We start from the raw sequence: 12,223 nt of genomic DNA on the forward strand, positions 1-12,223 counted from the left end.
CACGCCGTTCCTCAGAAGACGGGCTGACCTCAATGCCATCCAAGAACTCGCCCGACGATCGAACGGTTCGCGCTGACGTGACGATGGATTTCGACAGCAGCCAGGATGATGCGCCGCCGTCGGCCGTGACCATCGACGACGCGTCGGGGGAACTCGTCGGCAAGCCCGCCGAAGGTCGGCAGGACGGCGACCGGCCCGAACGGAATCCGAGGGCTCCCAGGCGGATTGGATTCTACGAGATCCTGGAGGAGATCGGCCGCGGGGGCATGGGCGTCGTTTACAAGGCGCAGGACCTGCGGTTGAAGCGAACCGTCGCCCTGAAGGTCATCCTGGCGGGCGGCCACGCGGGGGAAGTCGAGCTGGCCCGATTCCAGACGGAGGCCGAGGTCGTCGCGCGGCTCAAGTACCACAACTTCGTCCAGATCTACGAGGTGGGCTCGGACGAAGGGCTGCCGTTCCTGGCACTGGAGTACTGCCCCGGCGGGAGCCTTGAGGACCGCGTGGCGGAGGGACCGCTGGGGCCGCACGAATCGGCCGAGCTGATCGCCAAGCTTGCGGACGCCATGGATCATGCGCATCGGGCCCAGGTGATCCACCGGGACCTCAAGCCCGCCAACGTCCTCTTCGACGAGGCGGGCGATCCGAAGATCACCGACTTCGGGCTGGCCAAGAAGCTCGGCGATAAGGACAGCGACAGCCACACCCGGACCGTGTCGGTCATGGGGAGCCTCGGCTACATGTCCCCGGAGCAGGCCAGCGGCCACACCCGAGACGCGACGCCGGCCGTCGACATCTATTCCCTGGGCGCCGTCCTCTACCGCCTGCTGACGGGGAAGACCCCGTTTGAAGGTTCGTCCACCGCCGAGTCGCTTCAACTGGTTATCAACGGCGTGCCGGTCCCCATCCGGCGCCTGCGGCCCTCCTGCCCTCGCGACGTCGACACCATCTGCCTGAAGTGTCTGGAGAAGTCGCCCGTCGATCGCTACCGGTCGGCCTCGGACCTGGCCGACGACCTGCGTCGGTTCATCAACGGGGAGCCCATCAAGGCCCGGGCGGCCACTCCGCTGGAGCAACTGATCAGTTGGTCGAGGCGCAACCAACTCCCCACGACGATCGCCGTCGCGAGCATCGTCATGCTGGCCGTCCTGGCCGGCGCCATGGCGTGGACGACCTATCGCAACTACCGCGTGATCGAAACGATCCAGCACCGCGAGATGCGGATCCAGGAACTGCGCGGACAGATCCTCTACCTGGATGAAGTCCTGACGAGTTCCTGCTCGCTCGCGGCTGTGACCGGCGAACCACGATGGGAAGAACGCTACCGACGGCACCTCCCCGCCCTGGACGACGCCATCAAGCAGGCCGTTGAACTGGTCCCCGACGCGAAGGACGAGTTGGCCAAGGTCGACGGCGCGAACGCGTCGCTCGTGCGACTGGAAGACCAGGCCTTCGCCCTGGTCCGTCAAACGCAGACCGCCAGGGCCTGGGAACTCCTGAACGGCCTGGAATACCGGGACACCAAGCACAAGTACGCCGACGGCCTCGAGTCGTTCTCGGACAAATTGAAGGAACACTCCGAATCGGCGCTTCACACGGCGCACCGTGAAGCAATGTGGTTTCTCTTCGCGGCGATCGGCCTGGCAGCCCTTGTAGCGCTCATGATGCTCGTCGGGCTTTACGGCACTCTCCGCGTCCTCCGCCGGAGCGCGTCGTTCGACGTCGGCCGCTGAACCTGGCTCATGGGTGGAAGTGAATTGACGGCCGCCGTCCCTCGCGGCCGGATGCTCTCCTTCAGGCTACTTCGTCGTGATTACCCAGATTCCGTTCGGCGCGAGAGAGATCGAACGGATGCCGATCCTCCTCTGGCTGAACTCCTGAATCTTGGCGAGCAGATTCGGGGGCACGGCTCCGCCGGTTTTAACCGCGCGATCCGTAACGACCACCCAGCCGTTCCTGTTGCACGAAACGCTCTGCAGCCTTGATCCCCCGTTCAACGCCCCCTGAATGAATTCATCCGCGTCGGGGGGGAGAGGGTGGCCTTCGATCTTCAAGCCTCCGTGTTCGTCGAGAACGTACCACCCGTCGCCGCTGAACTGCACCGCCCTTGGCAGCCGGCCGTTTGATTTGAGCCCTTCGATATAGTTTACCATTCGCTGGGGAAGCGGGCCGCCGGATCTGATCTCGTTCGGCGTGAGGGTGACCCAAGATTGAGCCCCGTCGAAACAGACGCCCTCGATGGGCACGCCGTTGTTCGCCAGCGTGTCGAGTCGCTCCCTCAAGTCATTGGGCAGCGGGCCGCTGGTGAAGTAACCGCTGGCTAAGCAAGCGTCACTAGAAGCCAGCAGGATTGATCCAACCAAGAAGAACCTAGAAAGTCTCGCGAGTCTCGTCATCGGTGACACATCCTGGTGAAGTGCCCATCTGTAGATTCGAACCTTGCCCAAAACCGAATAGAAAAACAAAGAACGCACCAGTCAAGCAGTTTTCGCCTAAACAGAACAACCCCGAATACAACATTCCAAACACAAGGGACAAAAATGCAGGTCACGCCACCCGAACCGGCTGTCGTCACCTCCGCGACGGAGACGAGCGAAACAATCACCGGGTGACGACACGCCAGCAGAAACGGTCGCCTCGCGGTGCCGCGACAAGTCGATCGTGATGCCGGCCGCCGTTCCGCTGAACGTAGGTCAGCCGAATTCGCGCGTCTTGCAATCCACAATCACGAACTTTGCGTTTTGCACGATACGAGCACGCGCAATGGCGCGATGCACTTTCGGGGAGGAGGACGCAACTCCCGGACAGCGAATCGTTTGCGAATCCGATATCGAATCGGCCCGACGGTTGCTACGATGCGCCTAGCGGCCGCAGCGACTTCTTGCAGGCGTGTGATCTCCGAGAAGCTCGTCGCGTCGGTCCGGTTTTGCCTCGTGCGACCTCCCTGATTCGAGGGATTGCGAGACGGGGCGATGGGGAATGGTCATGAGCGCCAAGAAGGATCCGAACACGATGGGCGACGAGGCCGCTCGGCACGACGAAGGCCGGCGCTCCTCCCTGGCGAAGATCGAGGGGGCGTTGATCGCCCGTCGGCTCGACGAGGCCGTCGAGCTTTTGGAACGGTTGACCGACGTCGAGCCGGATTGCGCCGAGGCTTTGGCCCTGATGGGCGCAGTCCTTGAAGCTCGCGGCAACGAACACGGGGCCTTCCACGAATACCGCCGGGCCCTGGCCCTCGACCCCAGTCTCGCCCGCGCCCGGGACGGGCTCCTCCGCTACTGCCAGCGCAAGGGGCTCGATTTCAACGACCCGCGCATCAACCCCGCCGCCTCTCAGTGAGAGGACGGCCCAACGCTTTTCCTCCGCTGGTCCATGGCCACGCAAGCGTGGCCATGCCACCCGACCGGCGAGAAGACGGCTGAATACTTCTCTTTATCCGAAGAGCGCCTTGATAGGTATTCCGCCGTCGGTCATGGGAACGGGGCGGTCGCCGTCGTAGAGGCTCTTGGTGTAGTCCACGCCCACGGCGGCCTGGATCGTGGCGAAGAAGTCGGGGACGCTCACCGGATCGGCGACGATCTTCTTGGACAGGTCGTCGGTCGCGCCGAAGGCTCCCTGGTGCCGCAGCCCGCCGCCGGCCAGGACGCAACTGAAGGCTGTCCCCTGATGGCCCCGCCCGCCGCCGCCGTCGAACTCCGGGGGCCGGCCGAACTCGGTGGCGACGACGATCAGGGTGGAGTCCAGCCGCCGTCGCGATTCCAGGTCGACGATCAGGGCGGCCAGGGCGGAGTCCATCTCTCGGATCAAGGCGTGCTGCTGGAGGATGCCGCCGTTGTGGACGTCCCAGCCGGCGCCGTTGAGGAAGTTCAGGTTGTGCGAGACCTCGATGAACCGCACCCCGCGCTCGGTGAGCCGGCGAGCCAGCAGACAGCGACGGCCGAACTCGCCGCCGTACGAGGCCCGCAGGTCGGCCGGCTCCTCGTCGACGTGGAAGGCTGAGAGGAACTCCGGCCCGCTGAGCTTCAAGCTGCGGTCGAGGGCCTCCGCGTAGTCGCGAACGCCCGGATCGGCGTCGGCCGGGCCCGAGGATCGGAGCGTCGCCAGCAGCGCATCGCGACGCCGCAAGCGATCGGCCGCGACGTTCTCCGGACGGGCGAGGCCGGCGGGCCCCTGGGTAGTGTCGGTCAGATAGAGGTAACCGTGGCGAGCCCCCAGGAAGCCAGGCCCGCGCGTGACGTTCGGGTAGCCGATCACGACATAGGGCGGGACCCCGTCGGCCGCGGCGCCGCGCTCGTGGGCGATCATCGAACCGATCGACGGATAAACGACCGTCCCGCTGACGGGCCGGCCCGTGTGCATCCGGTTGGAGGCCGCGGCGTGCTCGTCGATGACGTCGTGATGGAGGCTGCGGACCACGGTGATCCGATCCATCAACGGGGCGGTGCGGGCCAGATGCTCACAGACGCGGACGCCGGGGACGGACGTTTCGACCGAATCATAATAGGCCCCAGGCGTCTTCGCGGCCGGGTCTCCTTTACGCTTGGGGTCGAAGGTGTCGATCGCCCCCATGCCGCCCCCCAGCCAGAACATGATCACGTGCTCCGCCTTGCCCCGGATCACGACGTCGGCGAGGGCCCGGCGGGGGGCGATCGTTGCGGAGGCCGCGGCCGTCGCGGCCGCCCCGAGGAATCGACGTCGGTTCATGCCTGGAATCCTTGTGATGAGAGGCTCCGTCGCAATCGTCCCCTCTCCCGCCGGGAGAGGGTGCCGCGGAGCGGCGGGTGAGGGTCGTGGGAATTCAAAGGGCATGTCGGGTCGAAAAGTTGCCAAACCAGGCTGAGCTTACAGTCCGACGACCCTCACCCTGCCCTTCGGGCCACCCTCTCCCGATGGGAGAGGGGACTAGTTGGGGCCGGCCGGCTCTTACGTCAGTATCACCTCAGCGGTCACGGGCTCCAGACGAACTCAGGCAAGTTGACAACGCTCCACACGACGTCCTCGAACCGCTCGCGCCAGGCGTCGCGGAGCCTGGGGTCAACGGGGGGGCCGGAGCGGGTGCGACGTTCCAGCTCCAGGACGGCGAGGTTCGCCTCCGACCGCAGGTGGTTCGACCAGGTCACGGCCGGCAGCGCCGGGGGCGGCTGGATCGGCCGGATCTCGTTCGCGGGCGTCCGGCGGTCGGCGAAGCCGTCGGCCAGCGCGGAGGTCAGCGGAGCGCGTTCGACGTCGGTCGGGAAGCGTCCCAGGCAGCGGAGGAAGACCGAATCGACCAGCCCGCCGGGGGAACTTGCCGCGAGAGCCAGCTCGGCCAGCCCGCCGCCGGCGGCGACGCGCGTCAGGCGGGTCGCCGCGACGCCGTTGCCCAGCGCGCCGGGCTGGAGGACGTTGGGGGAAGCGTCGCGATCGGTCCGCGGGTTCTGCCGGGCGCCGGTCCAGCCGAAGGCCTCCATCACGTCGGCGACGGCCGTGGCGTTGGGCAGGGCGAGGCTGGGGCGGTCACGTTCGTTGGCCAGGTTGGCGAGCATCCAGGCCCGCTCGGGCCGGCCGAGGCTCACGCGCTCGCCGTTGGTGCGCCGGCCGTCGGGGTCGAAGGTCAGCTCCTCCAGGTCCATGGGCCGCCCCGCCGCGGCGAAGAGCGAGTCGACCACCTGCTCCGCCGAGAGCCGACGACGATCCGGAGCGGCGAAGAAGCGAGACTCCGGCGGCGCGTTCCGGTTCGCCCCGGTCGCCCGCCGCTGGTAAACGTCCGAGGTCAGGATCAGCCGGGCGAGGGCCTTGAGGCTGTAGCCGTCGCCCACGAACCGCCGGGCCAGCCAGTCGAGCATCTCCGGATGGCTGGGGACGCGGCCCTCCCAGTCGTCGGGGGGCTCGACGATCCCCGCACCCAGGTACCGCCGCCAGACGCGGTTGACCGTCACCCGCGCGAACCGCGCATCGGCCGGCGAGGTCACCAGCGCGGCCAGGCGTTCGCGGGCGTCTTTCGGGTCTTCCACGGGAGCCGCGGCGAGGGCCTCCGAGGCCGCGACGAGATCGTCGAACGGCCACTCGGCGGCGATCGGTTCGTCGGGCTTCAGCGTGACCTTGATGAGCGACTCGCGGGCCTTCTTCTCGAAGAAGCCGGCGGGAACGCGGCTGGTCTTGGGCACGATCACGGGCTTCCCCGCGAACATCGCCGCCAGCGAATAAAGGTCGCGCTGGGTGGTGCTGTGATAGGGGGAATCGTGACACCGGGCGCATTGCAGCTCGACGCCCAGGAACGCGGAGGCGACGATCTGCCCCTTGGCGGCGAACGGGGCGTCATTGTCGCCGGCCAGGCCGAAGCCGGCGGCGCCCCCGTCGGCGGAAGACCCGCGCAACTGGATCAGCTCGGCGACCATGCGGTCGATCGGCTTGTCGTCGCGGAGCGACTCGTAGAGGAACCAGCGGAACGGGCCGGTGGTGTTCAGGCTGGCGTTGATGAGCGTGGGGTTCTCCGCCAGCACGTCCTGCCAGTAGCCCATCCAGCCGCCCGCCCATCGGGGATCGGCGAGAAGGCGATCCACGGCCCGCATCCGCTTGTCGGGGGAAGCGTCAGCCAGGAACGCGCGGACCTCGGCCTCGGTCGGCGAGACCCCGACGACGTCAAGCGTCAGCCGGCGGAGGAAGGCCGCATCGTCGAGGGCCGGCGGCGGCGTGAGAGCCTCCTCGGCGACCGGCGGCGCGGGCCAGGAGGCGCCGTCGCGGACCCAATCGGCCAGGGCCTGGATCTCGGCGTCCGGCATCGCCTCGGCGCCGGGGGGCATCCGTTCCTCGGCGTCGTCGGTTCGGAGCCTCCGCAGCAGCTCGCCCGAATCCGGATCGCCGGGAACGAGGGCCGGCTCGCCCGATTCGCCCCCTTGAAGAGCGGCAGCCAGCGAGTCGAGCTTCAGCCCCCCCTTCGACTTCTCGCCGTGGCAGCGCTGGCAACGCTCGCGGAGGATGGGGAGGATCTTCGCCTGGAATCGGCCGCCGTCGCCAACGTCCTTCGCCGCACGCTCGCGAGCCTTCTTGATTCGGGCGTCGAGGAAGGCGTCGATCGGGTGGCCGGCGGCGGGGGGTTCCGAACCGGGATGGGCGGCCAGCCAGGCGCGGGCGGCCTCCCGGCGTTTGTTCCAGTAGGGCTCGCGGTTCATCGCCTGGGCTCGCCGCGTCATGTCCTCAAGTTCGCGGAGCGACGCTTCCAGGCGAGCCAACGCCGGTTCGACGTCCGCGTCGGTCAACTCGACGGGCGAGGCCCCGACCGGCGTCAGGACGTGGTACGTCCGCCCTTTCTCGGATTCGACGGCCACGCAGGTTTCGCCAGGGTCGGGCTTGAGCGTCTTGCCGCCGATGATGGCTTCCAGGACGACCCGATGCGCGCGGTCGGGGGCGAGTTCGACGACGGCCGTGATCTCCTGCTGGCGATGCTCCGCCGGACGAAGTCCCGGATGCGGCGGCTCGGCCGGCGGCGTGATCGGCTCCTCGCCGTTGGGAGAGCCCGTCATCGCCGCGCCCCGGGCGACGACGACGCCGTCGACCCAGAGCCGGCTCAATCCGCGAACTCTCGCCAGAAGCCTGCGAGACCCCGCGCCGGGATCGACGTCCGCCGCCATCCGGACGAGGACAGGCGCCTTCCACGCCCGGCGGACGCCCCAATCGTCATAGCCGTGCGGGAGGCGGTCGATGAGGAACGAATCGGCGGTGAAGCGAGCGGACTCCCCGGGCGGCGTTTCCCCCTGGAGGAACCACCGTTGATGCGCCGGCATCCCTTCATAAAGCGTGACCAGGACGCGGCCGGCGGGGATTGGACCGACCTCGGGCGCCACTTCGGGGGCCGGCTTGTCGGCCAGGTCTTCCCCCACGCGCTGGTAACGCGACTTGATCGCCGCGTCGTCGAACGCCCGGCGGTGGACGGCGACGGAGTCGAGCGCCCCTCGGAAGCTCGCGGAGGCCGCACCGCCCATCGAGGACCCGATCCAGACGGGCGCGTCGTCGACCACCGGCCCCTCGTCGGTCGCCCCCCCCATGTCCCAGACGCCCTCGCGAGGGACTCCGTCGATCCAGGCCCGGATGCTGGCAGCATCGCCAAAGCGATAGGTGACGGCCAGGTGATGCCACCCTTTGCCGGGCGTGAAGCCGTTCTTGGAGGTCCAGCGGTGCCAGTGGGCGTCGCCCGCCGTGCCCGGCCGCTTCGGGGAAGCGAACAGGAAGTTGACGCAGGCCCGACCGCCCCCCTCGCGGACGCGGAGGGCCCAGCTCTGGTTGTCGGCCGGGAACCCAGGGGCTCCGGTCCTCCCCTTGCCGACGACGTAGGCGGCCTCGCCTCGATTCAACTCATCGACCTGGACCCAGGCCTCCAGCGTGATCGCGTCCCCCTTGGCGAAATCAAGCGGGCTGCCGGGCCCGGGGTCGTCGAAGGAGAAGTACGCGCCCCGGCCGTCGAGCTTCACCGCCGTGTTGTCGGGCGCGAAGTCCGGGTAGGTCGGCGGTCGCGGCCCGGGGACGTCGCGATGGACCCCGCCGTGTGGTTCCAACCGGGTGGACTCCTCGGCGTCGAACGTCCAGAGGAACGCCGGCGGCGCGTCGTCGGGCCCTGCCCCGGCGAGCACGAGGCAGGCGAGGACGAGAACGAAGGACCGGGTGCGAGTCCGTGGGGAGGGCGGGGTCATTCAGGGGCTCCGTTCGGCAGGCCGGAGATGAGGACCGGGTCGACGCGCTGGTCGTCGTCGGCCGCGTCCTGGAGAAAGAGGTCCTGGACCGATTCGCCCTCGGCGAAGCCCAGGTCGGAGAGATCGATCCCCACGGCCAGGGTCCGGAAGCCGCTCCGGATCCGGGTGGTGATCAGGGGGGATCGTTCCAGGTCCTCCAGGTTCAGGACCGGGTCGGGGGAGCGATACAGGTGGAAGCCCGACGTCCGCAGGGCTTCCGGCGAGTTCATCGTCAGGTCCCACGCCCGGATCGTGTGCGACCGTCGGCCGCCCTGGAACGACAGGGGGGCGACGTGGAAGGCGTCGCCGTCGAGCGAGTTCGTCAGGCATTGGATCTCGAAGACGACGACGTCCGGCCCCGGCCCGTTGACCACGGGTTTGCGGAAATGGACGGCCATCCCGGGCGTGCCGCCGCCGTCGGCCGAGGAGTCGAGGATCGGGTCGGAGCGAAGCGGCTCGCGGCTCCCTCCTGGGTTGATGACGCCGGTGTCCAGGGCGTCGTCCGAGAGCAGGTTGCGACGAGGAAGGAAAAGGTCCGGCCCGCTGGCCAGGTGGCCGTTGGGATCTCGGCCCGGATCGGGACGGAACCACGTCAGGCCGACGGGGATGAGCCACTCGATCGGATAGGTCCGAATCACGCCCCCGCGCTGGACGGTCACCGACCTCAGCCGGCCGACGCCGCCGTCGGCGCGGGGCTCGGCCTTGTAGGAGACGACGCGGTCCGGCAGCCGAGGGCGATACATCTCCGGCCGGAAGCCCATCGCCGAGGTGCTCCCCACGTCCGCGGCGGCGAACCGACGGGCCTGGTTCTCGACCAGCCGCGCCTGGAGCGCGGGCTCGGCCTCGCCGTCGGGGCGGCGGTAGACGTCGGCGGCGCCCTCGACGACCTGCACCTCGGTCTCGTTCGTCTCGCGGACGTTGACGACGAACCGGGTGCCGCGGTCGATCACCCGCGTCGCCGGGGTCTCGACGCGGAACCCGGCGGCGTTCCCGGGGGCGTGGACCGAGCAACGGCCGATCTCCAGCGCCAGGACGTCGGCCGCCTCCACGCGAAACGAGGCCGGCGCCTCCAGCACGGCCGAGGCCCCAGCCGGGAAGCTCAGCTCGACGAGCCCATCGGTCAGGACGTAGTCACGACCCCGCTCCAGCGCCGCACCGACGTCCGGGACCGGCTGGCCGAGGAACCGGGCCCGCGAGGCCCCCGCGAGCCGGGCCGCTTCGACCGGCCCCTCGGTTCGACGTTCCATCCGCCGCAGCGCCGCCACGCCCAGGAGGGTCGCGAGCAGCAGCACGGCCGCCGCCGCGAGGGGGATCGCCCAGGGGAAGCGTCGGATGGGGACGGCCGGTCGTTCCGCGTGCTGGTAAGCCTCGCGACGGGCGACCTCGCGGACGAGGGCCGCCTGCATCTGGAGTTCGGCGAAGGCCCGGAGCTTGTCCGGGTCGGAGCGCAGCTCGTCCTGAAAGGCGGCGGCCTCGTCGGGGGCGGCCGCGCCGTCCTGGAATCGGATCGCGCGTTCGAGGAAGTCGAGGTCGTTCATGCTTCGCCCTCCGCCGCCAGTCGCAGCCGGATGCACTCGCCGAGCGTCTTGTGGATGCGGGCGAGCGCCTGGTAGACCGTCTCGACCTTCCGGCCGAGGGCCTCGGCGACCTCGCGCCCAGAGCGGCCTTCGAAGTAGCGGAGTTTGAGGATCTCGCGGTTGTTCAGCGTCAACTCGCCCATGCAGCGGGCCAGGGCCTCGCGACGGCGGCCCAGGCTGTCGGCGGATGCGTCGGGCCAGGCGTCGGCCAGGGCGGCCAGCAGATCCTCGTCCAGTCCTTCGTAGCGGCCGTCCCGGGCGCGGAGGAGGTCGACGGCCCGATTGCGCCCGGCCGCCCGAGCCCAGTTGCGCAGGTGGGCCGGCGACTCGAACGGCTCGCGACGGACGATCGCCTTGACGCAGACGTCCTGGTACACGTCCTCCGCGATCTGGTAGTCGCGGGCGACCGTCGCCAGGTACGCCGTCAGCGCCAGCCGCTCGCTCAGGAGCAGCGTCGTCGTCTCCTCGGCCGTGAGCATCGCGTCGGGTTCCTCCCAGGGAATACGATCGCCCCGGCGATCACTCGACACGAAATCGCGTTTTCTGACGGGAAGCCAGGCCGATAGCCTCTGGCGGACCCAGGCTATCGTCTCGCCGTCATTTCCACGAGAGCGAGCCCAGTAGGTTGCACTCCCTCGCGCATGTCGCTAAAAATAAATATCCTCTCCCACCCGTTCGGAAATGCGGCGAACCTTCAAGGCCGGTCTGCTTACCGGTCAATCCGACGCCCCCCTCCCTCCGCGCGTCCGGTCGATGGATTCGACGCGATGTGGCTCTTTCTTCCCTGCCTTCGCACCGCGAATCGAGGGTGGATCCCATGTCACCAGAGACTGCCCAAGTCTGGAAGCTCCTTCACTCCGTGGCGTGGAACGTCTCTTGCGAGCGAAATCTGATCTGGGATGACAAGCGATGTGTGAACGTATCCGCTCGAGCCTGGCGCTGGTTGTTGGGGTCGAACCTTCATCCTGATATCTGGCGGCAGGCACTTCGTTCCCAGGACGACACCCCCCGATCACCGGCCGCCGAACTCTATAAAGTCTGGTTCATTTATGCGGTCATCTGGATCATCAACCTCGCCAATCGAGACCTTAAGGCTCTCAACATGGGCGTCGATCTAGACGCCGACGAGTCGGACGATCCGCCTAAGGGGGCGACGAAGCAGGCTTCTCTGCTGCGCGATCTGCCCCCCTTTATCGCGGCCCAGATGTTGCTTTTGCTTCTCTACGATGAACACAAGGATGCTTACGAAGTTCTGATCCGGTGGAATACATGTTCGATCGACGACATCATTAGGGATACGAAGCTCCCGTCCGAGGATATCGTCCGCAAACACTACGAATTGGCGATAGAGTTTTTGATGGACTACGTCCAGAACGGCTTCGAAAGTCTGAGGTTTAAGAAGTCCAAGCTGTGGTCTCCCTCGCTGAAAAACCTGGAACATCCCGCTCCTCCCAACAGCGGGTTGTTGAAGGGGGTGCTCCATAAGTACGAAAGGAGAATCCGACAAAGAAGCGAAAGAGACCGGGGCCTCGCCCAAGTCGCCCGAGAATTCGAGCTAACCGTCGAGGAAAATCCCTCTCTCGATTCGGTACTGGGGGCATTATACGCCCTGTTCCCTGATCAACCCCAAGGTGAAAAATCGTTGGAATGAGCTTCCAGCGAGGAGATTTGGAATTCGAAACCGATCTAGCCTAAGAAACCTTCCGTCGACGCTCGTATGGCAGCGATACGAGGACGAACGATTGCAGGGGCGAGGACGTCGTCGAGCGGGCATCGAACGCGCCCAAAACGCGTGACGTACCCATGGATCTCTTCGCGAATGATCCTCTTATGCTCTTCCCTTCGTGGGAATTGGGCCCAGGGCTCTACACTGAACAGGTCATGAAGGTTCTGTCTTTCGCTCCATTCTCGGATCCTATTCACAACCTTCTGAAGGGCATTGAG

General features: G+C 67.5%; 8 protein-coding genes. 3 read left to right on the forward strand and 5 right to left on the reverse strand.

What is annotated here, in order from left to right:
* The first annotated feature begins 32 nt into the window (after positions 1–32).
* Positions 33–1,730, forward strand: coding sequence for a serine/threonine-protein kinase (locus G5C50_RS21845; protein WP_165072939.1), 1,698 nt, complete (start codon positions 33–35; stop codon positions 1,728–1,730).
* Between the two features lie 66 nt (positions 1,731–1,796).
* Here the strand turns inward: G5C50_RS21845 and G5C50_RS21850 are convergent, their stop codons facing one another.
* Positions 1,797–2,393, reverse strand: coding sequence for a hypothetical protein (locus G5C50_RS21850; protein ID WP_165072941.1), 597 nt, complete (start codon positions 2,391–2,393; stop codon positions 1,797–1,799).
* A 589-nt stretch (positions 2,394–2,982) separates the two neighbouring features.
* Between G5C50_RS21850 and G5C50_RS21855 the strand changes: the two genes are divergently transcribed.
* Entirely contained in the window at positions 2,983–3,336 is a 354-nt protein-coding gene (locus G5C50_RS21855; RefSeq protein WP_165072943.1) for a hypothetical protein, read from the forward strand.
* 93 nt (positions 3,337–3,429) lie between these two features.
* Here G5C50_RS21855 and G5C50_RS21860 read toward each other — a convergent pair whose 3' ends face one another.
* The 4 genes from G5C50_RS21860 to G5C50_RS21875 all read right to left on the reverse strand — a co-directional run bounded on the left by G5C50_RS21860 (position 3,430) and on the right by G5C50_RS21875 (position 10,758).
* Entirely contained in the window at positions 3,430–4,701 is a 1,272-nt protein-coding gene (locus G5C50_RS21860) for a DUF1501 domain-containing protein (protein WP_165072945.1), read from the reverse strand.
* 242 nt (positions 4,702–4,943) lie between these two features.
* Positions 4,944–8,663 (reverse strand): DUF1553 domain-containing protein, encoded by a 3,720-nt coding sequence (locus tag G5C50_RS21865; protein ID WP_165072947.1) that lies wholly within the window; start codon positions 8,661–8,663, stop codon positions 4,944–4,946.
* Entirely contained in the window at positions 8,660–10,240 is a 1,581-nt protein-coding gene (locus G5C50_RS21870; protein WP_165072949.1) for a FecR domain-containing protein, read from the reverse strand. The genes G5C50_RS21865 and G5C50_RS21870 overlap by 4 nt, the downstream gene beginning before the upstream one ends.
* Positions 10,237–10,758, reverse strand: coding sequence for a sigma-70 family RNA polymerase sigma factor (locus G5C50_RS21875; protein ID WP_165072951.1), 522 nt, complete (start codon positions 10,756–10,758; stop codon positions 10,237–10,239). Before G5C50_RS21875 ends, G5C50_RS21870 begins: the two co-directional genes overlap by 4 nt.
* 434 nt (positions 10,759–11,192) lie before the next feature.
* On the opposite strand from G5C50_RS21875, the gene G5C50_RS21880 reads away from it, so the two are divergent.
* The gene (locus tag G5C50_RS21880; protein ID WP_165072953.1) at positions 11,193–11,930 is read left to right on the forward strand and encodes a hypothetical protein; all 738 of its coding nucleotides are present in this window, start codon (positions 11,193–11,195) and stop codon (positions 11,928–11,930) included.
* The last annotated feature ends 293 nt before the right edge of the window (positions 11,931–12,223 follow it).

The organism is Paludisphaera rhizosphaerae (genome assembly GCF_011065895.1).
Classification (GTDB): domain Bacteria; phylum Planctomycetota; class Planctomycetia; order Isosphaerales; family Isosphaeraceae; genus Paludisphaera; species Paludisphaera rhizosphaerae.

Bases quoted from the DNA above. Each gene is read 5' to 3' on its own strand.
- G5C50_RS21845 (WP_165072939.1), top strand. From the start codon at position 33: ATGCCATCCAAGAACTCGCCCGACGATCGAACGGTTCGCGCTGACGTG.
- G5C50_RS21850 (WP_165072941.1), bottom strand. From the start codon at position 2,393: ATGACGAGACTCGCGAGACTTTCTAGGTTCTTCTTGGTTGGATCAATC.
- G5C50_RS21855 (WP_165072943.1), top strand. From the start codon at position 2,983: ATGAGCGCCAAGAAGGATCCGAACACGATGGGCGACGAGGCCGCTCGG.
- G5C50_RS21860 (WP_165072945.1), bottom strand. From the start codon at position 4,701: ATGAACCGACGTCGATTCCTCGGGGCGGCCGCGACGGCCGCGGCCTCC.
- G5C50_RS21865 (WP_165072947.1), bottom strand. From the start codon at position 8,663: ATGACCCCGCCCTCCCCACGGACTCGCACCCGGTCCTTCGTTCTCGTC.
- G5C50_RS21870 (WP_165072949.1), bottom strand. From the start codon at position 10,240: ATGAACGACCTCGACTTCCTCGAACGCGCGATCCGATTCCAGGACGGC.
- G5C50_RS21875 (WP_165072951.1), bottom strand. From the start codon at position 10,758: ATGCTCACGGCCGAGGAGACGACGACGCTGCTCCTGAGCGAGCGGCTG.